The organism is Oceaniradius stylonematis (assembly GCF_003149475.2).
GTDB lineage: Bacteria > Pseudomonadota > Alphaproteobacteria > Rhizobiales > Rhizobiaceae > Roseitalea > Roseitalea stylonematis.
The window spans coordinates 546004-572290 of the sequence record NZ_QFWV02000008.1; the positions used below are offsets into that span (position 1 = coordinate 546004).

Annotated in this window: 28 protein-coding genes and 3 pseudogenes; 10 read left to right on the plus strand and 21 right to left on the minus strand. The window is 64.9% G+C overall.

Annotated elements, in window-relative coordinates:
* Window positions 1-30: 30 nt before the first annotated feature.
* The 7 genes and pseudogenes from DEM25_RS18315 to DEM25_RS15835 all read right to left on the minus strand — a co-directional run bounded on the left by DEM25_RS18315 (window position 31) and on the right by DEM25_RS15835 (window position 7263).
* Window positions 31-156, minus strand: a complete 126-nt coding sequence (locus DEM25_RS18315; protein ID WP_281004550.1) for a hypothetical protein — start codon at window positions 154-156, stop codon at window positions 31-33.
* Between the two features lie 44 nt (window positions 157-200).
* The gene (locus tag DEM25_RS15815) at window positions 201-509 is read right to left on the minus strand and encodes a c-type cytochrome (RefSeq protein WP_109767545.1); all 309 of its coding nucleotides are present in this window, start codon (window positions 507-509) and stop codon (window positions 201-203) included.
* Window positions 506-2633 (minus strand): annotated as a pseudogene (locus tag DEM25_RS15820) (anthranilate synthase). Before DEM25_RS15820 ends, DEM25_RS15815 begins: the two are co-directional and overlap by 4 nt.
* Before the next feature lie 285 nt (window positions 2634-2918).
* Window positions 2919-3224 (minus strand): annotated as a pseudogene (locus tag DEM25_RS18535) (formate--tetrahydrofolate ligase); the annotation flags it as partial.
* Between the two features lie 4 nt (window positions 3225-3228).
* A pseudogene (locus DEM25_RS15825) lies at window positions 3229-4527 on the minus strand (formate--tetrahydrofolate ligase); the annotation flags it as partial.
* 327 nt (window positions 4528-4854) lie between these two features.
* Entirely contained in the window at window positions 4855-5958 is a 1104-nt protein-coding gene (locus DEM25_RS15830; protein ID WP_109767547.1) for a DUF2333 family protein, read from the minus strand.
* Window positions 5959-5979: 21 nt separating this feature from the next.
* A complete protein-coding gene (locus DEM25_RS15835; protein WP_109767589.1) occupies window positions 5980-7263 on the minus strand; it encodes a DUF6638 family protein in 1284 nt (427 codons plus the stop codon).
* 66 nt (window positions 7264-7329) lie between these two features.
* On the opposite strand from DEM25_RS15835, the gene DEM25_RS15840 reads away from it, so the two are divergent.
* Both DEM25_RS15840 and DEM25_RS15845 read left to right on the plus strand, forming a co-directional pair.
* A complete protein-coding gene (locus DEM25_RS15840) occupies window positions 7330-7527 on the plus strand; it encodes a type II toxin-antitoxin system HicA family toxin (protein WP_109767590.1) in 198 nt (65 codons plus the stop codon).
* Window positions 7524-7919, plus strand: a complete 396-nt coding sequence (locus DEM25_RS15845; protein WP_109767548.1) for a type II toxin-antitoxin system HicB family antitoxin — start codon at window positions 7524-7526, stop codon at window positions 7917-7919. Before DEM25_RS15840 ends, DEM25_RS15845 begins: the two co-directional genes overlap by 4 nt.
* Window positions 7920-7970: 51 nt before the next feature.
* On the opposite strand, the gene DEM25_RS15850 is transcribed toward DEM25_RS15845, so the two are convergent.
* From DEM25_RS15850 to DEM25_RS15875, 6 genes are all read right to left on the minus strand, one after another.
* On the minus strand, window positions 7971-8393 hold the full coding sequence (locus DEM25_RS15850) for a type II toxin-antitoxin system VapC family toxin (protein ID WP_109767549.1): 423 nt from the start codon (window positions 8391-8393) through the stop codon (window positions 7971-7973).
* Window positions 8390-8647 (minus strand): type II toxin-antitoxin system Phd/YefM family antitoxin, encoded by a 258-nt coding sequence (locus DEM25_RS15855; RefSeq protein WP_109767550.1) that lies wholly within the window; start codon window positions 8645-8647, stop codon window positions 8390-8392. Before DEM25_RS15855 ends, DEM25_RS15850 begins: the two co-directional genes overlap by 4 nt.
* A 72-nt stretch (window positions 8648-8719) precedes the next feature.
* Entirely contained in the window at window positions 8720-10630 is a 1911-nt protein-coding gene (locus DEM25_RS15860) for an AAA family ATPase (protein ID WP_109767551.1), read from the minus strand.
* A gap of 138 nt (window positions 10631-10768) precedes the next feature.
* On the minus strand, window positions 10769-11926 hold the full coding sequence (locus DEM25_RS15865) for a hypothetical protein (RefSeq protein ID WP_109767552.1): 1158 nt from the start codon (window positions 11924-11926) through the stop codon (window positions 10769-10771).
* An 18-nt stretch (window positions 11927-11944) separates the two neighbouring features.
* The gene (locus DEM25_RS15870; protein ID WP_109767553.1) at window positions 11945-13033 is read right to left on the minus strand and encodes a coiled-coil domain-containing protein; all 1089 of its coding nucleotides are present in this window, start codon (window positions 13031-13033) and stop codon (window positions 11945-11947) included.
* Between the two features lie 88 nt (window positions 13034-13121).
* Complete coding sequence (locus DEM25_RS15875; protein ID WP_109767554.1) at window positions 13122-13736, minus strand: thymidine kinase; 615 nt, start codon at window positions 13734-13736, stop codon at window positions 13122-13124.
* A gap of 110 nt (window positions 13737-13846) precedes the next feature.
* On the opposite strand from DEM25_RS15875, the gene DEM25_RS15880 reads away from it, so the two are divergent.
* The 3 genes from DEM25_RS15880 to DEM25_RS15890 are packed head-to-tail and all read left to right on the plus strand — an operon-like array spanning window position 13847 to window position 16279.
* On the plus strand, window positions 13847-14614 hold the full coding sequence (locus DEM25_RS15880; RefSeq protein WP_109767555.1) for a HugZ family pyridoxamine 5'-phosphate oxidase: 768 nt from the start codon (window positions 13847-13849) through the stop codon (window positions 14612-14614).
* A gap of 4 nt (window positions 14615-14618) precedes the next feature.
* Window positions 14619-15458, plus strand: coding sequence for an isocitrate lyase/PEP mutase family protein (locus tag DEM25_RS15885; protein WP_109767556.1), 840 nt, complete (start codon window positions 14619-14621; stop codon window positions 15456-15458).
* Window positions 15455-16279 (plus strand): TrmH family RNA methyltransferase, encoded by an 825-nt coding sequence (locus DEM25_RS15890; RefSeq protein ID WP_109767557.1) that lies wholly within the window; start codon window positions 15455-15457, stop codon window positions 16277-16279. The genes DEM25_RS15885 and DEM25_RS15890 overlap by 4 nt, the downstream gene beginning before the upstream one ends.
* On the opposite strand, the gene DEM25_RS15895 is transcribed toward DEM25_RS15890, so the two are convergent.
* Both DEM25_RS15895 and DEM25_RS15900 read right to left on the minus strand, forming a co-directional pair.
* Window positions 16271-17548 (minus strand): coiled-coil domain-containing protein, encoded by a 1278-nt coding sequence (locus DEM25_RS15895; RefSeq protein ID WP_109767558.1) that lies wholly within the window; start codon window positions 17546-17548, stop codon window positions 16271-16273. The genes DEM25_RS15890 and DEM25_RS15895 overlap by 9 nt on opposite strands.
* A 110-nt stretch (window positions 17549-17658) precedes the next feature.
* Entirely contained in the window at window positions 17659-18240 is a 582-nt protein-coding gene (locus DEM25_RS15900; protein WP_109767591.1) for a DUF1134 domain-containing protein, read from the minus strand.
* 282 nt (window positions 18241-18522) lie between these two features.
* Here DEM25_RS15900 and chpT point away from each other — a divergent pair, with 282 nt between their 5' ends.
* Both chpT and DEM25_RS15910 read left to right on the plus strand, forming a co-directional pair.
* Complete coding sequence (gene chpT, locus DEM25_RS15905) at window positions 18523-19152, plus strand: histidine phosphotransferase ChpT (RefSeq protein ID WP_109767560.1); 630 nt, start codon at window positions 18523-18525, stop codon at window positions 19150-19152.
* Between the two features lie 137 nt (window positions 19153-19289).
* On the plus strand, window positions 19290-19649 hold the full coding sequence (locus tag DEM25_RS15910; protein WP_158585291.1) for a response regulator: 360 nt from the start codon (window positions 19290-19292) through the stop codon (window positions 19647-19649).
* A 75-nt stretch (window positions 19650-19724) separates the two neighbouring features.
* Here the strand turns inward: DEM25_RS15910 and ctrA are convergent, their stop codons facing one another.
* The gene (ctrA, locus tag DEM25_RS15915; protein ID WP_109767562.1) at window positions 19725-20426 is read right to left on the minus strand and encodes a response regulator transcription factor CtrA; all 702 of its coding nucleotides are present in this window, start codon (window positions 20424-20426) and stop codon (window positions 19725-19727) included.
* A gap of 411 nt (window positions 20427-20837) precedes the next feature.
* Here ctrA and DEM25_RS15920 point away from each other — a divergent pair, with 411 nt between their 5' ends.
* Window positions 20838-21233 carry a flagellar export protein FliJ gene (locus DEM25_RS15920; protein ID WP_109767563.1) on the plus strand — a complete coding sequence of 132 codons (396 nt, stop codon included), beginning with the start codon at window positions 20838-20840 and terminating at the stop codon, window positions 21231-21233.
* Between the two features lie 51 nt (window positions 21234-21284).
* Window positions 21285-21764 carry a paraquat-inducible protein A gene (locus DEM25_RS15925; protein WP_109767592.1) on the plus strand — a complete coding sequence of 160 codons (480 nt, stop codon included), beginning with the start codon at window positions 21285-21287 and terminating at the stop codon, window positions 21762-21764.
* Between the two features lie 165 nt (window positions 21765-21929).
* Here DEM25_RS15925 and sciP read toward each other — a convergent pair whose 3' ends face one another.
* Window positions 21930-22205 carry a CtrA inhibitor SciP gene (sciP, locus tag DEM25_RS15930; RefSeq protein ID WP_109767564.1) on the minus strand — a complete coding sequence of 92 codons (276 nt, stop codon included), beginning with the start codon at window positions 22203-22205 and terminating at the stop codon, window positions 21930-21932.
* Window positions 22206-22403: 198 nt separating this feature from the next.
* Here sciP and mnmA point away from each other — a divergent pair, with 198 nt between their 5' ends.
* Entirely contained in the window at window positions 22404-23597 is a 1194-nt protein-coding gene (gene mnmA, locus DEM25_RS15935) for a tRNA 2-thiouridine(34) synthase MnmA (RefSeq protein WP_109767565.1), read from the plus strand.
* A gap of 29 nt (window positions 23598-23626) precedes the next feature.
* On the opposite strand, the gene DEM25_RS15940 is transcribed toward mnmA, so the two are convergent.
* The 4 genes from DEM25_RS15940 to DEM25_RS15955 all read right to left on the minus strand — a co-directional run bounded on the left by DEM25_RS15940 (window position 23627) and on the right by DEM25_RS15955 (window position 26252).
* Window positions 23627-24349 carry a helix-turn-helix transcriptional regulator gene (locus tag DEM25_RS15940; protein ID WP_109767566.1) on the minus strand — a complete coding sequence of 241 codons (723 nt, stop codon included), beginning with the start codon at window positions 24347-24349 and terminating at the stop codon, window positions 23627-23629.
* A gap of 4 nt (window positions 24350-24353) precedes the next feature.
* Window positions 24354-24944: a DJ-1/PfpI family protein gene (locus DEM25_RS15945; protein ID WP_109767567.1), complete on the minus strand. Its 591-nt coding sequence runs from the start codon at window positions 24942-24944 to the stop codon at window positions 24354-24356.
* Window positions 24945-24980: 36 nt separating this feature from the next.
* Window positions 24981-25364 (minus strand): VOC family protein, encoded by a 384-nt coding sequence (locus DEM25_RS15950; protein ID WP_109767568.1) that lies wholly within the window; start codon window positions 25362-25364, stop codon window positions 24981-24983.
* A 96-nt stretch (window positions 25365-25460) separates the two neighbouring features.
* Window positions 25461-26252, minus strand: a complete 792-nt coding sequence (locus tag DEM25_RS15955) for an SDR family NAD(P)-dependent oxidoreductase (protein ID WP_109767569.1) — start codon at window positions 26250-26252, stop codon at window positions 25461-25463.
* Window positions 26253-26287 lie beyond the last annotated feature (35 nt).

The following is a 26287-nucleotide window of genomic DNA, read 5'->3' on the forward strand; positions in this document are numbered from 1 at the left end:
GATACGGCCACCGGGCGCCCTGTCGCAAGATCAGGCCCGGCAGCCGCCGATAAGAAGGAGAAGGCCGAGTGCGCGACCGAACGCATCCTTGCCGCCGGCGCGTGCCGGGCGGGTGTTCACGCCATCGGAGGCGGAAATGGTGCGGGCGTCGATCATGACGCCCTGTGTAGGCCAGCGATGCAACGGTTGCAAGCGGCACGTCACCGCTGGATCGATTCGATATAGCCGATGATCGCGCCGATCTGCTCGGGCGTCGCCGTGAATTCCGGCATGTCCGGATGGCCGGTGACGATCCGTTCGGCGAACGCCTCTTCCAGCGCGTCCACCGGATAATCGCGCAAGAGGGTGCGGAACGCCGGCGCTTCGTCGTGGGCGCTTGCATCACCGGCGTCGATCGCGTGGCACCGGGCGCAATTGTCGGCGACCAGAGCCCGGCCAAAGGCCAGCTCATCGGCCGAGACCGGTCCGGCCGCGGCCACAACGACAGGCACAGCCAGCCACCATCTCATCGCGGCGACCCCGTCGCCTGTCCCCGCTCCACCAGCCGCCCGACCACATTTTCGATCATCTTCATGCCCGCATCGCCGCCGAGCGTCATGATCGATTCGGGGTGGAACTGGACGGCCGCCACCGGCTCGGACCGGTGTTCGATGCCCATCACGATCCCGTCCTCGGTCTCCGCCGTCACTGTGAACGCCTCGGGCAGGCGCGACGGATCGGCGAAGATCGAGTGATAGCGACCGACGACGATCTCGCGCGGCAGATCGGCGAACACCGCGCCGGGCTCGTGCACGCGGATGCGCGAAGGCTTGCCATGCATCGGATAGCCGAGCTGACGGAGCGATCCGCCATAGGCTTCGGTCAACGCCTGCAGCCCGAGGCAGACACCGAACATCGGCAGGTCCCGCGCGCGGGCCTTTCGGATCGTCGCCTTGCAGTCGAAATCCTTCGGCTTTCCCGGTCCGGGCGACAGCACCACCAGATCGGGCCGGAAGTCGTCGAAGGCGGCATCGGGCACCGGCGCGCGCACCGTGCGCACATCGGCGCCGGTCTGGCGGAAATAGTTGGCCAGCGTGTGCACGAAACTGTCCTCGTGGTCGACCAGCAGGATGCGCTTGCCCTCGCCGACGCGCNTTGAGTTCGGTTTCGGCCTCCTCGGCGTCCGGGTCGGAGTCGAACAGCAGCGTCGCGCCGGCCCGCACCGACGCGATGCCGTCCCTGATCTGGATGGTCCGCAGCGTCAGCCCGGTGTTCATGTCGCCGTTGAACTTGACCATGCCGATCGCGCCGCCATACCAGGCGCGCGGGCTCTTTTCGTGCTTTTCGATGAAGCGCATCGCCCACAGTTTCGGCGCGCCGGTGACGGTCACCGCCCATGCGTGGCTCAAGAACCCGTCGAACGCGTCCATGCCTTCGCGCAATCGCCCCTCGACATGGTCGACCGTGTGGATAAGGCGCGAATACATCTCGATCTGCCGCCGCCCGATGACCCGCACCGAGCCCGGTTCGCACACCCGGCTCTTGTCGTTGCGGTCGACATCGGAGCACATGGTCAGCTCGCTCTCGTCCTTCTTCGAGTTGAGCAGCTTGAGGATCTGCTCGGAATCCGAGATCGCATCGGTGCCGCGCGCGATCGTGCCCGAGATCGGGCAGGTCTCGATGCGCCGTCCGGTCACCCGGACGAACATTTCCGGCGAGGCGCCCACCAGGAACTCGTTCTCGCCGAGATTCATGAAGAAGGAATAGGGCGCCGGATTGGTCGCCTTCAGCCGCCGGGCGATCGCCGAGGGCTTCGAATCCACCCGCTCGTAGAACATCTGGCCGGGCACGACCTCGAAAAGGTCGCCGCAGGCGAAGCGCTGCTTGGCCCGGTCGACCAGCCGCGCATATTCGCCCGGCTCATGGTCGCTGCGCGGCGGCACGGTCTCGGTGGGCACGAAAGGCGCCGGCGTTTCGGCGCGGGCAATGCCCTCGGTCGACACGCCGCCGGCCGAGAATTCGTAGCAATCGATCCATGCGCGCGCCGCGTGATTGTCGGCGACCAGGATGCGGTCGGGGAAGAACAGCACCAGATCGCGCTGTTGGGGATCGCGCGGCAGCGTCTCTTCGACAGGATCGAACTGGAAGGCGATGTCGTAGCCGAACGCGCCGACCAGCATCAGATCCTCGTCCTCGTCCGACGAGAAGTGAGAAACGATGGCGCGCAGTACCGAAAAGACCGAGGGGTTCCGCGACCGGTCCTCCTCGGTCAGAATCTCGCCCGGTTCGGTGATCGCGATATCCAGTCCGCCATCGGCCCGGTCCAGCGTTTCGATGTGGGGATGTCCGGAAAGCGCGGTGCCGATCATCGCCACCAGCGGGATGCCGCGCGCGTTCAGCGCCTCGATGCGCATCTGCCGCTTGCGCGCCGAGATCATCACCGGCGGATCGATGATGCCCGTATCCCAGCGGGTATAACGGCCCGGATATTCATAGTTGGACGACAGGACGGCGCCCATGCGGCTGTCCAGATCGTCCGTCATCCGGTCGATCGCCGTGTGGTAATCGGCCTGTTCCTGCCGGCGCGCAACGCGCACGCCCCCGGCGGTGACATAGGCATCGACCGGCGCCGTGGCTGCGATATGGGCGGTCATCTCCAGGTCCTTTCATGCCCGCCGGACGGACACAAAAAAACCGCCACGGCAATCGGGCGGTTGTTGGACATGCATATGCGTGAACCCCCGCCTAGAGCGAAGCCCACCACCAAGCATGTGCGTTCGGGTTGATCATGGCGCGAGCTTAGCGCCACCGTGTTCGGAACGCAATCGGCTTTGCCGTTGTATGGCGATGATCGGCGGAAGGGCGACCGGCTCCATCACGCGACCGATCTACCGTCCGCGGCAGATACCGAGGAGCCATGTCCGCCGGCCGGCCGGGCCTCAGAACAACCCTTCGATCAGCCCTTGCTCGTTGAAGCGGATCACTTCGGCCGACGGCGTGCGGGGCAGGCCGGGCATGGTCATGATCGCGCCGGTGATGACGACGATGAAGCCCGCGCCGGCGGACAGGCGCACCTCGCGGATCGGCACGGTATGGCCGGTCGGCGCGCCGCGCAGAAGCGGGTCGGTCGAGAAGGAGTATTGCGTCTTGGCCATGCAGATCGGCAGGTCGCCATAGCCCTTGGCTTCCCAGTCGCGAAGCTGGTCGCGCACCGCCTTGTCGGCGATCACCTCCTCGGCGCGGTAGANCGCCCGCTTCGGCCAGTTCGGCCACGCGGGTGGCCAGCGCCTCGATGCCCGCCGAGCCCTCCGCCCAGTGGCGGCAGACGATGGCTTCCGATCCCATCCGCTCGGCATAGTCGGTGATCACCGCGATCTCGGCATCGGTGTCCGAATGGAAATGGTTGATGGCGACCACGGCGGGCACGCCGAACTGGCGGACATTTTCGATATGCCGGCCCAGATTGGCGCAGCCCTTTTCGACCGCCTCGACATTCTCCGCGCCCAGATCCTCCTTGGCGATGCCGCCATTCATCTTCAGCGCCCTGACCGTCGCGACGATCACCACCGCGTCGGGCGAAAGCCCCGCCTTGCGGCACTTGATGTCGAAGAACTTCTCGGCGCCCAGATCGGCGCCGAAGCCCGCTTCGGTCACCACATAGTCGGCGACCTTGAGAGCCGTCGTGGTCGCCATGATCGAGTTGCAGCCATGGGCGATGTTGGCGAACGGGCCGCCATGCACGAAGGCGGGATTGTTTTCGAGCGTCTGCACCAGGTTGGGCTGGATCGCGTCCTTGAGCAGCACCGTCATCGCGCCCTCGGCCTTCAGGTCGCGGCAATAGACCGCCGACTTGTCGCGCCGGTAGCCGACAATGATCCGGCCAAGCCGCTCTTCGAGATCGGCGATGTCGGTGGCAAGGCACAGGATCGCCATCACCTCGGACGCCACCGTGATGTCGAACCCGCCCTCGCGCGGAAAGCCGTTTGCGACACCGCCGAGTGACAATACCATCTCGCGCAGCGCCCGGTCGTTCATGTCGACGACCCGCCGCCAGACGACGCGGCGCATGTCGATGTCGAGCGCATTGCCCCAATAGATGTGGTTGTCCACCAGCGCGGCGAGCAGATTGTGCGCCGAGGTGATCGCATGAAAATCGCCGGTAAAATGCAGGTTCATGTCCTCCATCGGCACGACCTGGGCATAGCCGCCGCCGGCCGCGCCGCCCTTGACGCCGAAACAGGGGCCGAGCGACGCTTCGCGGATACAGATGGCGGTCTTCTTGCCGATGCGGTTCAACCCGTCGCCAAGCCCGACCGTGGTCGTCGTCTTGCCCTCGCCGGCCGGCGTCGGGTTGATCGCGGTGACGAGCACCAGCTTGCCGGTCTCATTGCCCTGAACGGACTTGATGAACTCGGCCGAAACCTTCGCCTTGTCATGGCCGTAGGGCAGAAGATCGTCGGACGGTATGCCCAGTTTCGCGCCGATCTCCTGGATCGGTTTCTTCGCCGCCGCGCGCGCGATTTCGATATCGGTCTTGAATTCGGCCATCGGGCTCCCCCACTCGGTGTCGGCTGGGCAGCCATGCCCGCGCCCGGCCATTGACCACCGAGTGAGGGGCCACCGCAATCGCAATAGAGCCACGCGTTAGGCGAATTGCGACACGCAAGCGCTGTGCCGGGTCTGGTTCAAACGACCCCCACCCTTCATCCCTCCCCACCAGGGGCAGGGAGGGAACAAACATGCCAGTTCGCTCTGCAGCGTCGGCGCCTCGCACGGCGACAGCAACGAGGCACCGATGCAGAGGGCTTCCCTCCCCCTTGTGGGGAGGGATGAAGGGTGGGGGTCAAGCCGGCTGGTGCAGAACGCAGCGAAGTCCTACCGGTCCAGAACGTCGCGCATCTCGACCAGGTTCGAGCGGACGCGCAGCAGATCGAAACCGATCGATTCCAGATGCGATTTGACCAGGCTCGACGCGCTGCCATTGGCGACAAAGGGCGGCCGCACCTGCAGCGCATCGCTCATCTGCTCGTCGATGCGCGCCCAAAGGCTCGTCAGGTTGCGCTGGGTGAACACGTCCTGAAAGTCGACACTCGCCGCCGACAGGATGCCGTAATAGGCGTAGAGCTGGCCATAGGTGAACCAGAAGCGGTCGTCGGCGCGGCGGTCGAAGCCGAAAAAGCTCGCCGCCTCCATGCGCCGCTGCAGGATTTCCGAGGTCGAGCCGATATCGGCGGTCACACGATCGATGAATTGCAGGAGGTTGTCGGCGCGCACATCGAAATCGGCCTCACAGGCCGAGAGCTCGGCGTTGAAGGCAAGCAGTTCCTGTCGTGCCTCACGCAGCTTGGCCTGCGTCGAGGGCTGCAGGAAGGGCGGGCTGAAGGTGAATATCCACGCATCCTCGCGGTAGTTGGCCGCTTCGCGCGCTTCCTGAAGGTTCTGGTTGACCGACGATGTGCCGCGCACGCGCCCCAGCCGGTCGACCAGTTCCACCGCCGTGCGCCGGATCGCCTGGTTGGTGCCGAGCTGGAACGCCGCCTTGTTGTCGAAGAACGGCGTGTCCTTCCAGTCGGCAACGAAGAAAAAACCCGCCTTGTGCAGCGGATTGGACGGCACCCAGATATCCTGGTTGACGTTGCGGTCGATCAGGTCCGCCGTCATCTGCACCATGGCCGAAGGTTGGCACGTGCCGTCGGGCAACTGTTCGCCGGCGGCGGTGGTGATCTCGGAATAGTTGTAGCTGGCGACATAGTTGGGATCGTCGCCGCGCCAGAACTGGGTGATGTAGAACAGATAGCCATAGCCGGCGATCAGGCCCAGCAGGATGGCGAAAACCGGGATCTTGATGATCCAGCCGCGCCCGCCGAGCCACGCCCAGAAGGCAAGGAACGGCCACAAGAGCCAGCCGATGGCGACGCCGATGCCATGGCCGATCGCCTCGAAGATGCGCCGGAAGAAGGCGATGATGGGATCAAGCATCGGCTGGGCTCCTCAGATCAATCAATCAAGTCCGAACAGCCGGGCGCGCAGGCCGGCCTTGTCCGTCAGATAGGTGTTTTTCAGCGTCTCCACAACGAAGCCGCGAAAACCGTCGTCCCATCTTTCGTACTCGGCGTAGAAGCGCTGCTTGTTGAAGACGTACCGCGTCACGAAATCGCGCGGCACGTATTCGCTGATCAGACGGTTGGTCAGCCAGGCATCGTGATGGTCGGGCTTGCCCCGGACGATCTGGAAGCGAAGTGCGTGCGGCACGTCGCGAATGTCGATGCGGCCGGTGCGCGCCAGTTCCCGCCGGGCGGAATTGAGGAACGGATAGGTGCCGTCCTCGCGGATCGGCCCGGCGTTGCGCGACACGAAGGTCTGCAGCCAGACAGGGTCAGCGGCGGTCAGATCGGCATCGGGATCAATGGCATGCACCAGCCCCTTGAGTGCCAGATCGGCGCGGTGATCGATGAAGCCGCCACCCTCCAGCCAGGACGCGCTCGGCAGGTCGATCCGGCCCGAACGCGACAGGAAATCGAACACCCGCCGATGGTCGCCAATGTCCAGATAGCTAACCTGCCAGGGACGGGACCGCCGAAAACCCGGCGCGTCGGCATCGCAGATCACGGTCGTCATCTTGTCGTCGACAAACACGTAGGTGCCGCCGAAATGCGATGTCCAGAAGGCCGAATGGCGGAAGACGACCTGGTCGGGCACCAGCCGGTTCGAGCGGATGTCGCCGGTTGTCTGGGCGAGCGTCACCATCTGTTCGAGCATCGCATCGTCGCGCCAGGCGTCGGGCTCGGTCTTCAGCCGGTCAACGAGGGTGCGCAGCTCGGCCGCCTTGGCAAGAACGTTCTCCGCCGACAGGACCTTGAACTGCACCTGCTCGATCGACAGCAGGTCCTCGATGTCCTCGATCGCCGACACATTGTCTTCGATCTCGCCATAGATGACGTCCTTGATCGTCAGCGCGTGGATGGCGCGGGCATTGGCGGTGTAGAATTCGTGCATCAGCCCGCCGGTGTTGGAAAAGCGCGTGTGGACGACCGGCAGGCTCGCCTGCCCCGGTGTCAGGATGATGAAGCGCCGGTTGATGCCCGCCGGGTCCAGATAGTCGAAATCGCCCAGTTCCTCGGCCACCTGCGGCGAAAAGCCGGTGCGGTCGATGTCGAAGCGGTCGAGCTTTGTCGGCGGCAGGCGGAAGGCCTCAAGCGCCTTGTTGTAGCGCTCGACCAGATGCGGCCGGTCGACCGTGAACAGCCGGCCATAGATCAGCGCGTTTTCATAAAGGCGTTTCATGGCAGCGGTGCTTGGAAAGGGACCCAAAAGTGTGTATATAAGTGTGCACGAACGAGGCGCCCCGTGCTGGAAACCAATTCACGCAAGATCATCGCCCGCCTCGAAAAGGAAGGCTTTGAACTGGTAGCGGTTCGCGGGTCGCACCACAAGTTCCGCAAAGGCTCGGTGATGCTTGTCGTGCCACATCCGAAGAAGGATTTGCCCAAGGGTACGGCGCGCGCGATTGCCAAACAGGCGGGTTGGCTGAAGGACCAAAACAGATGACCCATTACTTCGCATTGGTGCACAAGGATGCGGAAAGCGCCTACGGGATCAGCTTCCCGGACCTGCCCGGCTGCTTTTCCGCCGCCGACACGCAGGACGACATTATTCCCAATGCGATGGAAGCCATCGAACTTTATCTCGATGATGTGCCGGAAGCGCCGCACTCGCGCGACCTCGAGGCGCTGACCGCCGATCCCGGCATTGCCAGTGAACTCGCCGCTGGCGCCTATCTGATTGCCGTCCCGCATATCGCCAACACCAACAAGACGACGCGCGTGAACATCACCCTGAACAAGGGGCTGCTGGACGCCATCGACGCCGAAGCGTCCAAGCGCAAGATGACCCGGTCCGGCCTGATCGCGCAGGCGGCCGAGCGGGAGATTCTGGGGTAGGTCAGCCCGATAACAACGCGCTGATGAGCAGGGCCGTCGCGCTCGGAAATGTCACGGGTTTGCCGATTGGAAAATCGGCACGCCAGCGACTTGGGCCGCCCTTTGAAGCGCCTTGTCGAAGGTCGCCAAGGGCAGTCCGCGACGCATCGCAGTTTCCAGATAGAGCGCGTCATAGACCGACAATCGATGCTCCTGGCCCAGCGATATCGCGGCGTCCTTTGCAGCATGCCGACTTTCATCGTCGATGACGATTGTCAACTCTTCGAACTGGGCAAACGCACGCCGAATGAACCCGTAGGCAATGCGTCCACGCCGCACCGCCATAAGCAGGCCATTGGCCATTTCGGCGTGCCAATGGAAGGGAATGACCGCGCCATGTTCAGCCACATGGTCCTCGATGAGGATCGAAAGCGGTTCCGTCTCGTCGTCCAGATACCAGGACAGCGTGACCGAACAATCCACGACGACGCTCAATACCTGCGGCCCTCTTCGATCAGTTCCTTGATCGTGATGTCGCCAAGCGGTTTGACCTCCTTGCGCATTTCGCGGATCGCCTTGATCGCCTCTCGCGCCCGTCTGCGGCGCTCTTCTTCGTCTGCGGGCTCGACCGCAACCATCTTGACCACCGGCTTTCCGTGACGGGTAATGATCACCTCGTCACCCTTCTCGACGCGCTCGACAAGCGCGCTGAGATTGTTGCGCGCGTCGAGAATTCCGATCTCGTCCATGACTGACCTCCATTCTGGCCATTGTGGCTAGAGTTTATGTGCACGAGCAACCAATCACAAGATGGTACCGCCTCACCCCTCCCAAATCCCCTTCTCCTTCCGCTCGGTGATCTCGCGGGCGGCGCGTTCGGTCTGGCGCTGGCGGCGGATGATCTCGGCGACCGCCGCATCGTCGGCCTTGTCCGAATAGCGGAACTCGGAATCGGCGTAGCGGTTGATCTCCTGCATCACCATGCCGATGGTGAACGGCTCGCGCAGTTCGGAAATCATCGCCAGCTTCTCGTCGTAGGACTTGTGCAGGAAGGTCTCGGGCGTTTCGAACCATGCGTCGGGCAGTTCGATGTCCATCGCGCGCATCTTGATCGCATCGGTGACGTTCTTGATCGCCCGGCCGGTGAAGCGCGGCTCGGCCTCCTTGATCATGTGCAGATAGGTGCCGATGTCGGCGATGGTCTTGGGCGCCCCATGGGTCTCGATGAACCGGTCGTAGATGGTCATCAGCCCGTCCTCGGCCGGCCGGTCGTGGCCCTCATAGGCCGCCCGGACAGCGTCGCGGATCTGCTGGTCGGCGTACAGCTCGTGATCGCCCAGCGGAATGGCATGGTTCTTTCCGGCGAGCAGGTGGAAGATGTCGATATAGTCGTTGCGCGTCTGCGGCCCGTCGACCAGCCAGCGCGCACCGGCCCGCTGGCGCAGCGCATCATCGACGTTCTCGGGGTAGTTGGAAAACATGCCGAACGAGCAATTGCCGCGCACCACCGTCATCGCGCCGGCAAAGCTCTCCATCAGGACCGCCGTCACCTCCTGCTGGCCGGCCGACGCACGGTCGTCGGAGCGGCGCGCCGCCACCTGGTCGATATCGTCGATTGTGCCGAAGCCGATCGCCTTGGGATCGAGCACGTTGGAGACGAACTGCTTGCAGTTCTGACCCGACTTGCCCTGATAGGACGAAATCTGGTCGACGCCGAAATTCTCGTAATGGAACGGATAGCCGGCGACCTGGCAGTAATCGTTGACCAGCCCGGCGATCATCTGGATCATGATCGTCTTGCCCGTCCCCGGCGCACCGTCGCCGATGAAGGTGAACAGGAACCCGCCCAGTTCGACGAACGGGTTCAGCCCGCGCTGGAAATCGTGGCATACCAGCATCTTGGCCAGCTTCATCGCCTGATACTTGGCGATGTGGTTGCCGATGATCTCCTCGGGCTTCTTGAAGGTCATAGTCAGCGGCTTGCGGCGAGCGCCGGGCGCCACGTCGAACCCGTCGAGCGTGAAATCGTCCTTTTCGATGCGCACATGGCTGTCCTCGAAGGCGCCGAGCGCCTCGAACCGTCCCTTGCGCTGCAACAGCCCCTCGACGGTGACGCGCGCGAACGCCTTGGCCCGCTGGCCCATCGCGACATCGTCGGGCGCGCCCTCGATGGCCGCGGCCAGTCCGGCCAGCACGGATTTGACCGCATCCTGCGGCGTGTCGAAATCATAGTCCGGCTCGGACAGGTCTTCGCCCGGCTCGGTGTCGGTTTCGAGCATGGCGAGCAGATAGGCGGCGAACGCGAAGGCCGACACATAGGCCGAGGCGCCCAGCAGCGCCCGAAACCGGTTGGCGTCATCGCCTTCCAAAGGCGCAGTGGCATTGCGTGCCTTCAGGCTCTCGAGATCGGTCTGCCGGGCGAACATGTCCGAGACGGCCAGCGCGATCGCCGCGCCGCGCCGCGCGCGATACAAAAGACCATGCTGCGCCGGCGAGAGCATCTGGTCGTCGGCGCGGATCGCGCCGATCTGCCTGGCCAGTTCCACCTCGCGGGTACGCCGCGTACCGCCGGTCGAAACCGTCGAGACGAACCGGCGTCCCGTCCCGGCCAGTTGCGTGGAAGAGCGCCCGTCGGTGCGTTCCATGACGACGAACCGCGTGACCAGCGACTGCGCCGTGGCGCGGTGCTTCTCGATGTCCTTTTCGTCGATCTGCGTCAGGCCGGTGTCCATTGGGAACGCTCCTATTCCACACCCTCATCCTGAGGTGCGAGCAACCATCCCCTGCCCCTTCGAGGCTCGCCAAGCTCGCACCTCAGGATGAGGGGATGGGGCGAGCCTCGAAGGGCGAGGGTGTGGCCAGTCATCATCTCAAACATCGGAAATCACGTGCCCGCCGGAGACGATGTGCGTTTTGTATCCGGCAAAGACCGCATCGGTCTGGCCCGCCGCATAGAGCGCCTGATAGGCCTCGTGCGGGATCAGCGCATGCTTTTCGAACGAGGAAACCCCCATGCGTGCGGCTTCCAGATCGTCGGTCTCGATGTGGAATTCCTCGCGCGGCGGCGACGATGACCACAGCCCCTTGCGGCCGGGCCGCTCGTGCTTCGAATAGATGTCCTGGATCGTCCAGCTCAAAAGCCAGGCATTTTCCGCTTCGCCGACCTCGTCCAGGATCGCCGAGACCGTGTCATTGTTCTGCGTGATGCCCGCCGAGTAGAACGGCCCCAGCACGATGCGCCGGAGCTGCTTGGGATGCAGCGTCTCGAACTGCTCGTCCATGTTGGCGGCGACCGTCGCCGGCGTCAGCGAAAAGGCCGAATTGGCCTCGGCCCACTGGTCGAAGGCGCGTGCCAGCGCCGGGTTCAGAAGCCCGCCCACCGGCAGCGGGATGTCCACGTCCCGGTTCAGCTTGCCGTCCTTGCCGACCAGGGTCTGCACCATGTCGGGCGTCGAATCCTCGACCACCACCGAATAGATCATCGGCAGGGTCGCCGACCCGTCGAAGACGCCCCAATGGGTGACATAGAAGGGCCGGCCCGTCTTCGGGTTCACCGAGACCTTGATCGTCTCGGGCAATACGAACGGCGTGAAGAAGGAGCCGTCCCTTATCGTTTCCAGATAGAGCCGCTCGGCGAGCCGGTCCTGCAATTCCTTCGGGAACGCCTTGTGACGCAGGATGAAGTCGGCCATGTCGGCACGCAGCGTCTCGGGATCGGGAATGGCGTCGAGCCGGCTTTCCGCCGAGCGCCGGTCCTTTTCCAGCTCAAGCACGTTCTGATAGACCGGAAATCCGCTGTCGGCGCGCGAAATGCGGAACTTGTCGGAAAAATCGAGCCGGTTGCGCCAGCTGTCGAACGAGGCGGCGAGCCGCGCCAAATAAGGCACGACGGTGCGCGCCACCAGTTCATGCTGATAAAGCGGCGAATTGTCGTCGCGCAGGAACACGTCCAGCCCGTCGAGCGCGGCCCCGATCGAACTGAAATAGCGCAGGACCGGACTGGCGGCGGCGTGGGTGGCCCGGCTCACCGGCGCCCTCCCCCAGCCTTACGGCTGAACATAGTTGGCGGCGTTGTGCTTTTTCAGCACCTCTTCGAACCGCCGCGCGAACGCGTCGTCCGCCAGCTTCTTGCGGCGCTGAATGTCCTGTGTCGCCGCCATGTTGCCTTCATGCATTTCCAGAAGGTCGCCGATGTGGCTCTGCGCCGCCGCGCCGATGCCGGCCATCGTCGTTTCGGCAGCCGTGTCCACCTGGCTACCCAGCGTGTTGATCTTGTGGGCGACATCCTGCTGGGCGGCGGTCTTCAGCGAATCCTCGAGCGCCTTGTAGAGGACGATGCGCTGTTCGGTGTCGATGGTCAGCTTGTTGATCAGCGTCGACTGCGCCGCCTTCTGATTGTTGAGCGAGTCGACGAACGTCTGGAACATGGAGGTGTAGCGTTCCAGCGTCTGGCTCTCGGCGAGCAGCGTCTGCTCGCGCGCCTGCATTTCATTGTATTCGGTCGCAAGTTCGGACCGCTTGCCTTCCAGTTCGGACCGTTCCTTCTGGTTGGTCGAGGCGGCGATCTGGTTTTCGATGTCGAGCAGCATCGGGTTCAGTTCCTCGATCCGCTCCTGCGTCTTTTCGAGCTGTTCCATCGTGCCCGTGCGCCGGTCGATCACCTGCCGGAGGCTCGCTTCGGACGAACCATAGCGCTCGTCGAGGATGGTGCGCTGGCCGTCGAGAATGCCGACGATCGTGTCCGACTTGGTCAGAAGCTCCTGCAGATTGCCGGCCAGCGACATGTTGCGCACCCGCTCCGAGCGCATCCGCTGCATGCGCTGCTTGGAGAACATGCCGACAATGCTCTCCCAGGTCGTGTACGACTTCATCGACTCAAATTCCTGGCCGAACACGTTGGTCGCGTCCTCGAGCCCGATGATCAGGTCGGCAATGTTGGCTTCCATCACCGATTGCTGCTTGAGCACGTCCTGGATGCGGGCGTTTTCGATGTCGAAATCGGCGTCGCCGATGGCCGCGTCCGCCTTGGCGAACCGGTCGAGCACGTCGCTCGACTGCTCGATCCGCGTCTGCATCTGCTCGACCGCCTGTTTTGTGCGTTCGATCTCGGAATCGAAATTCTGCAAGCTTGCCATGGACCAACCCCTCTGAGCGACTTCACGCCGCATATAAGTTGGTGTGATGACAATTGAAAGTCGGCCTTGCGTCAAGCGCGGGGCACGATCACCGCGCGGTAAAGCCGATCATGTCCTCGGCGTCGATGCGGCCCATCTCTTCCTCCCAGTGGCGCCGGCACAGCGACACGTAGCGGTCATTGCCGCCGATGGCGACCTGATCGCCTTCCCGCACAACCTTGCCGTCCGGCCCGAGCCGCACCACCATCGACGCCTTGCGCCCGCACCGGCAGATGGTGCGCACCTCTCGCAGATCGTCTGCGATCGCCAGAAGCGCCAGCGAGCCGGGAAACAGCTTGCCCTGAAAGTCCGTGCGCAGGCCGTACGCCATGACCGGTACGCCCAGCCGGTCGGCGATCCGCGCCAGCTGCCAGACCTGGTCTTCGGTGAGAAACTGCGCCTCGTCGACGAAGACGCAATGCACCGGCGCGTTTTCGGCGTGGTCGCGCACGATGGCGAACAGATCGTCATCGGGCGCAAAGGTCAGTGCCTCGTCGCCCAGCCCGATCCGCGAGGCGATCCGCCCCTCACCCGCCCGGTCGTCGAGCCGCGCCGTGAACAGGAGCGTCGTCATATGCCGTTCGCGATAATTGTGCGAGGCCTGCAGCAGCATGGTCGACTTGCCGGCGTTCATTGCCGAATAGTGGAAATAGAGCTTGGCCATCGCCGCACCGTTTCGTCGCTTTGCCTGCCGGTCGCCAGAAGGGATAGACCACGGGCGCGCGCCGTGCCACGCATTGGACGGCGTTCTCAACAGGCAAGCGGCGGGATGTGATGGCCGAAGCGGAAAAGAAAAGCGTGCTGCGCGAGACCGACGACGAGGCGATCCGCCTCGCCAAGACCCTGATTGCGACGGCACGGCACGGTGCGCTGGCCGTCCATCCGTCGGGCGGCGGCGCTTTTCCCGGTGTCAGCCGCGTGCAGCTTTCCACCGATTTCGACGGCACGCCGGTGATTCTGGTCTCCGCCCTGTCGCCGCATCTGGGCGCGCTCGAAACCGTGCCGGAAAGCGCGCTTCTGATCGGCGAGCCGGGCAAGGGCGACCCGCTGGCCCATCCGCGCATCACGCTGCGCACGGTCGGTGCGCGGGTCGCGCGCGGCACGGATGACCATGGCCGAATCCGGCGCCGGCATCTGGCGCGCCACCCCAAGGCCGCGCTCTATGCCGATTTCGGCGATTTCGCCTTCTTCCGGCTGAATGTGCATTCGGCAAGCCTCAATGGCGGGTTCGGCAAGGCCTATGAGTTGGGCGCGGCCGATCTGGCGCTGGCCGGCGATCTCGAGGGCATCGCCGCGCTGGAGCATGGCGCGGTCGTCCACATGAATGCCGACCATGCCGAGGCCATCGCGCTCTACGCGCAGAAGCTGGCGCGCAAAAGACCCGGCGGCTGGCAGTTGCTGACCATCGATTCAGAAGGCATGGATCTGGGCGATGGCGACGAACGGGCGCGAATCTTCTACCCTGAGCCGCTGCAGCGCGCGGGCGATCTGCGCAAGGTGCTCAAACAGATGGCCGATGCGGCCCGCGCAATGGAGGATTGATGCCATGAACGCACTGGCCGAACGGCATGCCGGTTTCGAAGCCCTGCACGCATCGGGCTGCTTCATCATTCCCAATCCGTGGGACGTGGGCTCCGCGCGGCTCATGGCCGCCTGCGGCGCCAGGGCCCTGGCGACGACCAGCGCCGGCCACGCCTTCACGCTCGGCAAGCCGGACGGGGGCCGGGTGACCCGCGACGAGGCGCTCGCCCATGCCCAGGACCTGATCGCGGCAACGCCCCTGCCGGTCTCGGGCGATTTCGAGAACGGCTTTGCCGACGATCCCGATGGCGTTGCCGAAACGGTGCGGCTTGCCGGCGAAGCCGGGCTTTCGGGCTGTTCGATCGAGGACACGCAGATGGTCGGCGGCAACCCGCCCTATCCGTTTGACCTCGCCATCGAACGGGTGCGCGCTGCTTGCGCCGCCGCGCGGGCACTCGGCCGGCCGTTCGTCTTCTGCGCCCGCGCCGACGGCATCATGAACGGTCACTACGACACCGAAGAGGCAATCCGCCGTCTGCGCGCGTTCGAAGGGGCCGGTGCGGATCTTCTCTACGCGCCGCTGCCGCCGGACATGGCCGCGCTCCGGCGCATCGTCGCCTCGGTGACGAAACCGTTCAACGCGCTGGCCGCCGGCTCCTTCACATCGGTGAGCCTGCAACAATTCGCCGAAGCCGGCGTGAGGCGCGTGTCGATCGGTTCTGCAATGGCGCGCGCCACGCACAAGCTGATGATCGATGCCACCCGCGCCATGCTCGACCATGGCGACTTCACGCCCCTCTCGAACGGTGTGTCGGGCAGCGTGGTGGACGATCTTCTCATGCATGGTGCCGACCGCACCCCATGACGGACGCAAGAAGACCGCTACAGATCGTGGATCCGGACGATCCGCGCATCGCGGCCTATCGCGGCATCCGCGAGCGGGACCTGGTGCGCCATCAGAAGCGCTTCATCGCCGAGGGGACGAGCGTGCTGCGCGTCCTGGCGGGGCAACGGCGTTTCGGCATCGAAAGCGCCCTGATCCTCGAAAACCGGTTTGCCGGCGTGGCGGACATTCTCGGCATGCTGCCGGCGAAAACGCGCGTCTATGTCGCATCGTCCGACGTCATCGACGCCATTGCCGGTTTTCCGATGCATCGCGGCGTTCTGGCGGTCGGTCTTCGGCGCGACGATGCCGATGCCGCACCGGACACTGCGCGGCGCTGGCGAACGGTGGTTGCCCTGTCGGAAATCGCCAACCACGACAATATGGGCGCGATCTTCCGCAACGCGGCGGCGCTTGGCGCCGATGCGGTGCTGATGGACGCGCAAAGCTGCGACCCGCTCTACCGCAAGGCGCTGCGCGTCTCGGTCGGCGCCGTGCTGACCGTGCCATGGCATCGTTTCGGCCATGCCGACGCAATGCTCGACTGGCTTGAGACAAACGGCTTCGCCCTGGCCGGCCTGTCGCCCCGCGGCGATGCGGCACTCGAGCATTGGGAACCGCCCGCAAAGGCGGCGCTTGTCCTGGGAACGGAAGGACCGGGCCTGCCCGATCGCGTCATGGACCGGACGCAGACATTGCGCATCGCCATGGCCAACGGGTTCGACAGCCTCAATGTGGCGACAAGCGCGGCACTGGTCCTGCATCATGTGCGCAATGCGCGCACCGGACCGGCGTCAGGATGACACCGCGTCCGTTTCCGCCGCCTTGCCGTTCTCGCCAACGGGCGGCGGGGCGCCCGTTCCGCGCCGTGCCTTGGCCTGCAATGCCCGCACGCGCGCGGCGAGGCTGACCGTGCCCTGCGGCGCGCCATCGTCGGCTTCGGCGACAAGATCGGGGATCGGCGAGCCCTCGCCCTCGAGCAGCGATGCCATATGGACGATCTCGGCGGCCAGCGCGCCGATTTCGTCGCGCAGCGCGGCTTCGCCCTCATCGGCGGAGGTCGCTTCGTGCTTTTCCAACTGCTCGGTCAGCGCCTTGACGCGCTTGCGTTCGGATTTCAGATCCGCTTCGAGCTGCGCGATCTTCACATCGCGCGCGCCGATCACCGCCTCCGGCTCCTGACCGTCCAACTGCTTGGTGATGCGTGCGACGCGCACCGTCAGGTCGCCCAGTTCCTCCTCGAGCGCGGCGCGTTCCTGCTCGGCGTCGAGCGCGCGCTGTTCAAGCTCCTGGAGGTCCGCCTCCTCGCCTGCCTGCGCGTCGCGCAGCCGGGCAATTTCTTTTTCGCGACGCGCAAGCTTGTCTTCCAGATCGGAGGCGCGCGCGATGGCGCGTTCGAGCCGGGTGTCCATCTCGGCCGACTTGGCGCGCTCGGTTTTCAGCAGTTCGGCGGTCTGGCGCGCTTCGGCGCGGCTGTCGCGCGCCTTGCCTTGCTGGGTGCGCAGCTTTTCGCGGGTCTCCCCCAGACGGTCTTCCAGCGCGCCATAGCGTGTCTGCTGATCGGCAAGGGCCTGGGCGGCTGCGGCGGCCTGCTTTTCCGCTTCGGCCCGCAGGCGCGCCGTGCTTTCCAGTTCGGCCGCGCGCGCGCTGAGCGCCGCATTGGTGGTGTTCAGTTCGAGCCGCGTCGCCTCCAGATCGGCCCGGGTGCGGCCAAGTTCCTCGCGCGTTGCGTCCAGCTGCCCGGTCAGATCGCCGATCGTCGCATCGCGCTCGGCAATCGACGCGTCCCTGTCCTTCAAGGTGGCCTTCATGTCGCTGATCTCGGCGGCCTGCCGTGTCGAGAGGTCGCGCTGCTTGCGCAGCGCCACGTCGAGCTTCTTTTCGGCGACGGCGTGTTCGGCGCGCAGACGGTCCTTGTCCGCCTGCAACTCGCTGACCGTCAGCGGCACGGACGCCTCGATGCGCTTGCGGGTCAGATAGACGGCGCGGCGCCAGATCGCCGGAGCAACGATCATGGCCGCCAGAACGGCCGCCAGAAACCCTGTTGCGATGTAAAGAGCCGCTTCGATCAAGGGACCAGTCTCACCCGCGTGCCGATTGCTGCGGGCCGGTCTGCCACGGATCGGCGCGACAATCCAGCGTGGCGCCGATCGACAGGGCGTACCCCGTCAGGGCCTCGCTGTCAGAACGGGTTCCAGGTCGGTCGGTTGGTCAGCTTCAGATAGCCCACAGACACGCCGAGCCGGGCGCCGACACCGGTGCGCACAGGCACCAGCAGCACATTGTTGCGCTTGAGCACGTGCATGCCAACGCCGGCGACCAGATAGGCCGAGCCGGCGACGCCGCCATAGCGGCCCTGAAGATTGTCGACCGACGGCAGGTGATAGACGAGCATCATCGTGCGCGCGCCCTCGCCGCCGAAATCCCAGCCCAGCGACGGTCCCTGCCAGAAGACGCTGTGGTCGCCGGCATTCTTGGTGTAGAGCGTGCCTTCGCCATAGGTCAGCCCGCCGACGAACGCGCCGCCGGCTTCCTGGCCCAGAATGTAGCCGTTGGGCAGGCCGTACATGGAAAAGGCGCGCTCGATCGCCGTGGCGATGGCGCCCGATGTCGAACCGAAGAAGCCGTGGCCCGCCGCCACCACCTCTTCGAGACCGTAGGGGCTCGGCTGCGCCTGGGCATTTTGCGCATGCGCCGGTGCGGCGAAGATCAGCGCCGCGGCAACGGCCAGCGCGCCCAGCACCGTCATGGCAAGGCGACGCATCGTCTCTTCGGCGGATGCCCACCGGGTTGCGATCGCGTTCATGGATGACCTCCTGGCAATTGGTTGACGTCACGACCAGCGTGACCGCCAATTCGGGCGCGCCCTTGGCGCGGCCGCTCATTGCTCAAACTTTAGGGAATTCTGGTTTCCGCTTTGTTAAGCAACCCCTTGTTAAGCAATGCCTGCGGTTGCCGCCCGCACCATTGCCCCTACCCAGCCTGCCCGCTAACCTCCGTCCCGGGGGCGGGGCCATGATTCCTTCAAGAAATTCCGGATCGTAAAATGCACCAACTCAAAGACCTTGCGCCATCGGAACTGGCTTCGCTCCTGTGCAGCCGTGTCTGTCACGACATCATCTCGCCGGTCGGCGCGATCAACAACGGTCTTGAACTGCTCGACGATGGCGGCGCCGACGAGGACGCCATGGACCTGATCCGCACCAGCGCGGTCAACGCCTCGGCACGCCTGCAATTCGCCCGCATCGCCTTCGGCGCGGCCGGCTCGGCGGGCGTCGAGATCGATACCGGAGACGCGCAGGCTGTCGCGTTGGCCTTCATGAAGGGCGAAAAGGCCGACTTCACCTGGACCGCCGAGCGGGCGTTGCTGCCCAAGAACCAGGTCAAGCTGGTGCTCAACCTCATCCTTGTCGCCAATGGCTCGATCCCGCGCGGCGGTACGCTCGACTGCGCCATGCAGACCGGCGACGACAGGCCCGTCATCACGCTGCGCGCGGCCGGCAAGCTGATGCGCATTCCGCAGAAATTCGCCGATTTCCTCGACGGCCGGTTCGACGACGAGCCGATCGATGCCCATTCCGTGCAATTCTACTACACGCTGCTGCTGGCCAACGAGGCGGGCATGACCGTTACCGCCGAGATGAGCGACGACGCCATCACCTATACGGCGCGATAGGCTCCGATCGGCGATTGCGCCGGATTTTACCGGTTGCGTTATGCCGGCGTAAACCACGGCGCTTAAGCCGATGGCAAACCGGCGGTGATAGAACCGTCCCCGAACAACACGAGTCGGGGGTGACAATGTCACGCTGCATGATCGTTGAGAAATCGGCCGTCGTCCGCAAGGTCTCCAAGCGCATTCTTGGCGCTGACGACCGATCCATCATCGAAGCCGAAACGGCCGCGGAGGCGCTGGCCATGTGCGACGCGCAGATGCCCGACACGATCATCGTGGAGGCCGACCCGGCCGACATGGAACTGGTCGAGTTCATCCGCGCGCTGCGCCAGATGGAAGGCGGCGCCGTACCGGTTGTCATCGTTGCCATGATCGAGATGGACCTTGTGTGCATGACCAAGGCCAAGCGCGCCGGCGCCGACGACTATCTGCTCAAGCCGTTCGACCGGGCACAGCTTCTGTCGCGTTTCGAACAGGTGACGGCCGCCGCCGCCTGAGAGCCATGCGATTGCGAACATCAAAAAGCCCGGCGCATGGCCGGGCTTTTTTGTTGGTCGGGAGAAAACCGCCTGTCAGCCGGTTTCGGCCATCTGGGCGGGCTCGGGATCGCGCAGCACATAGCCGCGACCCCACACGGTCTCGATATAGTTGACGCCGCCGGACGCCGCATCGAGCTTCTTGCGCAGCTTGCAGATGAAGACGTCGATGATCTTCAGTTCCGGCTCGTCCATACCGCCATAAAGGTGGTTGAGGAACATTTCCTTGGTGAGCGTTGTGCCCTTGCGCAGCGAGAGCAGCTCCAGCATCTGGTATTCCTTGCCGGTCAGGTGCACCCGCTGCCCGCCGACCTCCACGGTCTTGGCGTCCAGATTGACGACGAGGTCGCCCGTGGTGATCACCGACTGGGCATGGCCCTTCGATCGGCGCACGATGGCGTGGATGCGCGCGACCAGTTCGTCCTTGTGGAACGGCTTGGTCATGTAATCGTCGGCGCCGAAGCCCAGGCCCCGCACCTTGTCCTCGATGCCCGCCATGCCCGACAGGATGAGGATCGGCGTCTTGACCTTCGACAGGCGCAGCGTGCGCAGCACTTCATAGCCCGACATGTCCGGCAGGTTCAGGTCCAGAAGGATGATGTCGTAATCGTAGAGCTTGCCGAGGTCGACGCCCTCTTCGCCCAGATCGGTGGTGTAGACATTGAAGCTCTCGGACTTGAGCATCAGCTCGATGCTTTGTGCGATCGCACTGTCGTCCTCGATCAGCAAAACACGCATTTTTATCCCCTTGACGAGTTCGAAAGCGTGCGGTGGCCCGTCCCGGCTTGCCCACAATCGCGCAAATCACCCTGCATCGAAATGGTTAACAAAACCTGTTCCGGAAATGCAAGATCACTCAGCAGATTAATCACCGCCTCGAAATGATTGATTTTCACACATTTTTTGCGTCGGGAACCTGAATCAATCTGTCAGGAATTCCCGGTAACCCAATCATTGGATTCCACAAACCGATGTCGGCACCATTGCCGCCTTGGGCGGCGGGTCGGTTTACCCGCCCTTAAAGGTTAGCGCCTATCATTAATGCAGGACGTAAACGAAGTGTTACCAATCCCGTATCTGTGAGCGGGATTGGCGGCTGCGTCCCGCGTCACCGGGCCCTGCCCGGCTTTATGGTTGGAGTATTGAGTAATGAAGCCGAAAGACAGCCTGATCAGGGTCAAACAGTTCCAGGTGACCGAGAAGCATCGCCAGGTGAACCAGCTCGAAACCATGATTGCCGAATTCGAGCGCATGGCCGGCGAACTGGACGTCCAGATCCAGAACGAGGAGAAGAAGAGCGGCATCACCGATGTCGATCACTTCGCCTATCCGACTTTTGCCAAGGCGGCGCGCACCCGGCGCGACAATCTGTTCAACTCGATCAGGGACCTGCAGTCGCAAAAGGATGCCGCAGAGGCGGCCCTGATGGACGCCGAAGCCGAGTTGCAGAAGGCCGAAAAGCTGGACGTTCGCGAGGCGCGCCGCGTCGCCGAGGAACAGTCGGCGCGCACCAGCGCCTATGACCGGCAGGCCATGATCGGCTGACATTTGGGGCCGGCGGTTGCAGCCGGCCCTGCCCGCCTCTATCGCTTGGGCATGAAGCTTGCCCTGACCGGATTGCTGCTGGCGGCCGCCGCCTTTTGCCTCGCGCTCGGGATTACCTTGCCGCTGCTCGAGATGGAGCGGCTGTTCGTCCTGACCGACCGGCCCTCGCTGATCGACGTGGTGGCGGGCCTGTGGAACAGCGGCGATCCGCTGCTCGCCGCGATCATCGCGCTGGCCTCGATCGTCTTTCCGGCCGCCAAGATCGCCGCCCTTCATGTCAGCGCCGCCCTTGCGGCCACGCCGCCCGACCGCCATCCGGCATGGGCGCGCCCGCTCGACCGCGCGGTCGGCATCTTCACCAAATGGTCCATGCTCGACGTGATGCTCGTGGCGCTGGCGATCTTCGCGGCCCGCACGTCGGGGCTTGCCACCGCCATCAGCCAACCGGGTCTGTGGTTCTTCGCCGGATCGGCGCTGGCCAGTGCCGTTGCCGCGTGGCTTCTAACGCCGACGCCGAAACAGCCGTCCTAGCCGCCGAACAGGGCGACGCCGAGCACGACGGCGACGACGAGCCCCAGCACGATCAGCGATGCGATGTTGAAGCCCCGGTCGTTCACTGCCGCCATCCACGCATGTGGGGGGTTTAGAACGCCGCGGGTTGGTTGGAAAGACGGGAGGCGGCGGGCCGCGTCCCGTTCAGTGGCGATACTGCTGGATGCGCGTGGTGCGCAGGCCGGCCAGGCCGTGCTCGTCGATCGAGGCCTGCCAGGACAGATACTCCTCGACCGTCAGCCGGTAGCGCTCGCACGCCTCGTCGAGGCTCAAAAGCCCGCCCCGCACGGCAGCGACGACCTCGGCCTTGCGCCGGATGACCCAGCGGCGGGTCGATGTCGGCGGCAGATCGTTGATCGTCAGCGGCGATCCGTCTGGACCGATGACGTATTTCACTCGGGGTCTTATCTGATCGGTCATACTACTCTCAACACACACGACCTCGTCAGCGGCCACACTAGTCCCCCAGCGTTTAAAAAACGCCTAAGGTGACGCTAAGGGATTGGTAAGATTCAATCGGCGGTTACACTGTGTCACGATCCGTGAAAACGAAGCGCTCACCGGGCGATTGGCGTTCGCGGCGGCAATCGCCTATATGCTGCGCGCGAAAGGACCGTGATGCGCAACTCGCTCGACATCGCCAAGAAGCCCGAAGACACCCGCGTGGTCGTTGCCATGTCGGGCGGCGTCGATTCCTCCGTCGTCGCCGGGATCCTGCACGCCGAAGGCTATGAGGTTATCGGCATCACGCTGCAGCTCTACGATCACGGCGCGGCGGTTCGGCGGACCGGTTCGTGCTGCGCCGGCCAGGATATCGACGATGCGCGCCGGGTCTGCGAAGAGCTGGGCATCCCTCACTATGTGCTTGATTATGAAAGCCGTTTCCGTGAAGCGGTGATCGACCGGTTTGCCGACAGCTACGTCGCCGGCGAAACGCCGATCCCGTGTGTGTCGTGCAACCAGACCGTCAAGTTCGCCGATCTCCTGAAGACCGCGCGCGATCTGGGCGCCGATTGTCTGGCGACGGGCCATTACATCCTGTCGACGCCCGACGGCGCGCACCGCGCGCTGCGCCGGCCCGCCGACGCCCATCGCGACCAGAGCTATTTCCTGTTCGCCACCACGCAGGAGCAGGTCGATTTCCTGCGCTTCCCGCTTGGCACGATGACCAAGGACGAGACCCGCGCCCGGGCCGAACAATTGGGGCTGGTCGTCGCCAACAAGCCCGACAGCCAGGACATTTGCTTCGTGCCGGACGGAAAATATGCCGACGTCATCGCCAGGCTGCGCCCGAACGCGGCGCTGGCCGGCGAGATCGTGCACATGGACGGGCGTGTGCTCGGCCGGCACGACGGCGTCCTCCATTACACGATCGGCCAGCGCAAGGGGCTGGGCGTCGCCACCGGCGAACCGCTCTATGTCGTCAAGATCGACGCCCGCACGCGGCGCGTCATCGTCGGTTCGAAGGACGCGCTCGACACGCGGCGCATCGTCCTGCGCGAGGTCAACTGGCTCGGCGCGACACCGCTCGACGAACTGCCCGCAGGCGGCATCGATCTCCTGGCACGGGTACGGTCGACGCGGCCGCCCAAGCCCGCGCGCCTGTTCGTCGAAAACGGCACGGCGATCGTCGAACTGGTCGGCGGCGAAACCGGCGTGTCGCCCGGCCAGGCCTGTGTGCTTTATGACGGAGAGGGATCGGGCGCCCGCGTTCTGGGCGGCGGCTTCATCGACGCCACGCGCCGCGCCGGCTGGGTGGAAGAACAACTGGCCGCGCTTGACGACAAGGCCGCCATGGTCGCGGCCGAATAGCCCGCGTCGGCCGCCCAGACGGTTCCCGCTTATATGCCCGGGCCGAGGAAATCGAAACCCTTGGGCACTTCGCCGCACGCGATCATCTGCGCGTAGAAGTCGCGCAAGGTCTTGCCCTTCTCGGGTCTGAAGGTCGCACCGGTCGGCGTCATGGTGCCGATCCGGTCGATGCGGAACATGCGGAAATCCTCGCGCTTCAGGCACCAGCCGATCACCGTCCAGCTTCCGCCCCAGAACCAGAGACCCAGCGGCCAGATGGAGCGGTCGGTCGCAGCCCCCTCCGCATCGGTATAGGCGAGCGCGGTGACCAGCCGATCCTCACAGGCCCGTTCGAGCGTGTCGAGCTTTTCGCGTTCCTCTGCCGACATGCGGTGCGCGGGCGCGCGGATTTCCACCGATTTGAGCCGCGCCCGCGCCGTGTCGGGCAGCACCGTCTCGATCTTGACCAGCGCCTCCTGGGCGGCGCGCGCCATGGCGATGCCGCCCCAGGCGCTGACCATGCGCGCGCCGGCGACCAGCGCGACGATCTCGTCGCGCGTGAACATCATCGGCGGCAGGTCGAACCCCTCGCGCATGATGTAGCCGACGCCGGCCTCGCCATCGATCGGCACGCCGGTCGACTGCAGATCGGCAATGTCGCGATAGATCGTGCGTTCGGACACTTCGAGCTGCTCGGCGAGCCGCGCCGCCGTGGTCAGGCGCCCGCCGCGCAGGTGCTGAACGATCTGGAAGAGGCGGTCCGCGCGTCGCATGGGATCATCCGGCCGCAGCGTGCTCGGCTGCCATCATGGCGCGCATCTGGCCGACCTGTTCGGCCCGGCCGGGCAGCATCGCCTCGAGCATGGCGATGGCGAACGTTGCCGGCGCCGTGCCCGGTGCGGTGACGACGGGACCGTCGCGCACCGCTGCCGGCGTGTCGCGATAGTGCTCCGCGCCGGCATAGGAGCCGGCGGCCTCTCGAAGCCACTTCCGGCCATTGCTGGTATGGGTGCGGCCCTCGAGCAGGCCGGACCTTGCAAGCGCCACAGTGCCGCCGCAGATCGCGCCGACCGTGCCGCCGCGCTCAAGGACATCGCGTGCGAGGTCATCGGCCGGGGTGGCCGCGCCCTGTTCCCAACGATCCGAGCCGATCAGCGCCAAGGCGTCGTAGCTCTCGGCCTTTGCGCCTTCAAGCGCCGCCTCGCCGGCGATCCTGGCGCCTGCCATCGAGGTCACGATGCCTGCGCCCGGCGTCAGAACGGTGAGCGAGCAGCCGAACCAGGCGACCGCGCTGGCCGCGAGCAGCCCGTACTCCCAGTCCGCGAACGCCTCGATCAGGACAAGGCCCATGCGCTTGTTCTCACTCACCGCTGTCTCCCTGGTGACGAATTTAGAGGCGTTCCATCAGCTCTTGAAGTTGAAAAGACCGATCGAATTGCCGTCCGGATCGTGCGCGTAGAAGAAGCTGCCGACCGGAATGTCGATCGCCGGTGAAACCACCTCGCCACCGGCTTCCGTGACGCGCTTCATGACGGTTTCCAGCGGCTCGTTGGCCACCAGATGGATCGTGTTGCCCGTGCCCTTGGGCGCCGGCGTGCCGGGATAAAGATGGCCCGCAATGCCCTTTTTCGGGTCGCTGGTCGGAAAGTCAGCCATCGGGTTCGGGCCGTTATTGTTGTCGACCAGTTCGACGCCGAGCACCGCGCCGTAAAACGCCTTGCCGCGCTCCATGTCGGTCACCGGAATCTCCGCCCAGCACACCGCGTGTTCGTTGCCCTTGCCGCTCATATCCGCTTCTCCCTGTTTGTCTCGTTGCCCCCGATCGGGCGGAGAAGCTATCGCATGGTCCAACTGACAGCATTCTGTCAGGAGCGTTGGCAGCCCTTACTCTTCGTCCGGCACGTCCACCACATAGTTGAGCGCCAGCCGCCCGCCATCGGCGTGCAGCACCTCGCCGGTAATGTAGCTGGCTTCGCCGGAGGCAAGAAACGCCACGGTCGCCGCCACCTCGCTGGTTTCGCCGATGCGCAGCAGCGGCGTGCGCGAAAGGATGCGGTTGCGCGCCGCAGGGTCGGCGTTCACCGACGCGAGCATCTCGGTCATGATCGAGCCCGGCCCGACCGCGTTGACGCGGATGCCGTAGGGCGCCAGCGACAGCGCCATCACCTTGGTAAGCTGGTTGATGCCGCCCTTTGAGACGCAATAGGGCACCTGGTTGGGGATCGCCACCGAGCCGTTGATCGAGCTCATATTGACGATCGCGCCGGCCGGGCCGCCCTCCCTGACCTTGTCGGCCATGAACTGGCCGACCGCCTGGCCGCACAGAAACGCGCCTTTCAGGTTGACACGCAGGACGCGGTCGAAATCGGCCTCGGTGATCTCGAGGAAGTCGGCGCCGTGGACGATGCCGGCATTGTTGACCAGCACATCGATGTCGCCCCAGGTCTCGGTGACCGCGGCGACCATGTTGTGCACGTCCAGCCGGCTGCCGACATCGGTGGCCACGAACTGGACATCGCCCAGCTCCGACAGCGCCTCTTCCGCCGCCTCGCCCTTGGCCTTGTCGAGGTCGGCGATTGCGACCCGCGCCCCGTCTTGCAGGAAGCGCTTGGCAATGCCGTAGCCGATGCCTTGCGCACCGCCGGTCACGATTGCGATCTTGCCGTCCAGGGCCATGGCTGGTTCTCCGTCCAAGTGTGGCAGCGAGCCAT

What these genes read in the sequence shown, in the direction of transcription:
- DEM25_RS18315 (WP_281004550.1), bottom strand. Translation starts at nt 156, where the DNA reads ATGATCGACGCCCGCACCATTTCCGCCTCCGATGGCGTGAACACCCGC.
- DEM25_RS15815 (WP_109767545.1), bottom strand. Translation starts at nt 509, where the DNA reads ATGAGATGGTGGCTGGCTGTGCCTGTCGTTGTGGCCGCGGCCGGACCG.
- DEM25_RS15830 (WP_109767547.1), bottom strand. Translation starts at nt 5,958, where the DNA reads ATGCTTGATCCCATCATCGCCTTCTTCCGGCGCATCTTCGAGGCGATC.
- DEM25_RS15835 (WP_109767589.1), bottom strand. Translation starts at nt 7,263, where the DNA reads ATGAAACGCCTTTATGAAAACGCGCTGATCTATGGCCGGCTGTTCACG.
- DEM25_RS15845 (WP_109767548.1), top strand. Translation starts at nt 7,524, where the DNA reads ATGACCCATTACTTCGCATTGGTGCACAAGGATGCGGAAAGCGCCTAC.
- DEM25_RS15855 (WP_109767550.1), bottom strand. Translation starts at nt 8,647, where the DNA reads ATGGACGAGATCGGAATTCTCGACGCGCGCAACAATCTCAGCGCGCTT.
- DEM25_RS15860 (WP_109767551.1), bottom strand. Translation starts at nt 10,630, where the DNA reads ATGGACACCGGCCTGACGCAGATCGACGAAAAGGACATCGAGAAGCAC.
- DEM25_RS15870 (WP_109767553.1), bottom strand. Translation starts at nt 13,033, where the DNA reads ATGGCAAGCTTGCAGAATTTCGATTCCGAGATCGAACGCACAAAACAG.
- DEM25_RS15875 (WP_109767554.1), bottom strand. Translation starts at nt 13,736, where the DNA reads ATGGCCAAGCTCTATTTCCACTATTCGGCAATGAACGCCGGCAAGTCG.
- DEM25_RS15880 (WP_109767555.1), top strand. Translation starts at nt 13,847, where the DNA reads ATGGCCGAAGCGGAAAAGAAAAGCGTGCTGCGCGAGACCGACGACGAG.
- DEM25_RS15885 (WP_109767556.1), top strand. Translation starts at nt 14,619, where the DNA reads ATGAACGCACTGGCCGAACGGCATGCCGGTTTCGAAGCCCTGCACGCA.
- DEM25_RS15890 (WP_109767557.1), top strand. Translation starts at nt 15,455, where the DNA reads ATGACGGACGCAAGAAGACCGCTACAGATCGTGGATCCGGACGATCCG.
- DEM25_RS15900 (WP_109767591.1), bottom strand. Translation starts at nt 18,240, where the DNA reads ATGCGTCGCCTTGCCATGACGGTGCTGGGCGCGCTGGCCGTTGCCGCG.
- chpT (WP_109767560.1), top strand. Translation starts at nt 18,523, where the DNA reads ATGCACCAACTCAAAGACCTTGCGCCATCGGAACTGGCTTCGCTCCTG.
- DEM25_RS15910 (WP_158585291.1), top strand. Translation starts at nt 19,290, where the DNA reads ATGATCGTTGAGAAATCGGCCGTCGTCCGCAAGGTCTCCAAGCGCATT.
- ctrA (WP_109767562.1), bottom strand. Translation starts at nt 20,426, where the DNA reads ATGCGTGTTTTGCTGATCGAGGACGACAGTGCGATCGCACAAAGCATC.
- DEM25_RS15920 (WP_109767563.1), top strand. Translation starts at nt 20,838, where the DNA reads ATGAAGCCGAAAGACAGCCTGATCAGGGTCAAACAGTTCCAGGTGACC.
- DEM25_RS15925 (WP_109767592.1), top strand. Translation starts at nt 21,285, where the DNA reads ATGAAGCTTGCCCTGACCGGATTGCTGCTGGCGGCCGCCGCCTTTTGC.
- sciP (WP_109767564.1), bottom strand. Translation starts at nt 22,205, where the DNA reads ATGACCGATCAGATAAGACCCCGAGTGAAATACGTCATCGGTCCAGAC.
- mnmA (WP_109767565.1), top strand. Translation starts at nt 22,404, where the DNA reads ATGCGCAACTCGCTCGACATCGCCAAGAAGCCCGAAGACACCCGCGTG.
- DEM25_RS15940 (WP_109767566.1), bottom strand. Translation starts at nt 24,349, where the DNA reads ATGCGACGCGCGGACCGCCTCTTCCAGATCGTTCAGCACCTGCGCGGC.
- DEM25_RS15950 (WP_109767568.1), bottom strand. Translation starts at nt 25,364, where the DNA reads ATGAGCGGCAAGGGCAACGAACACGCGGTGTGCTGGGCGGAGATTCCG.
- DEM25_RS15955 (WP_109767569.1), bottom strand. Translation starts at nt 26,252, where the DNA reads ATGGCCCTGGACGGCAAGATCGCAATCGTGACCGGCGGTGCGCAAGGC.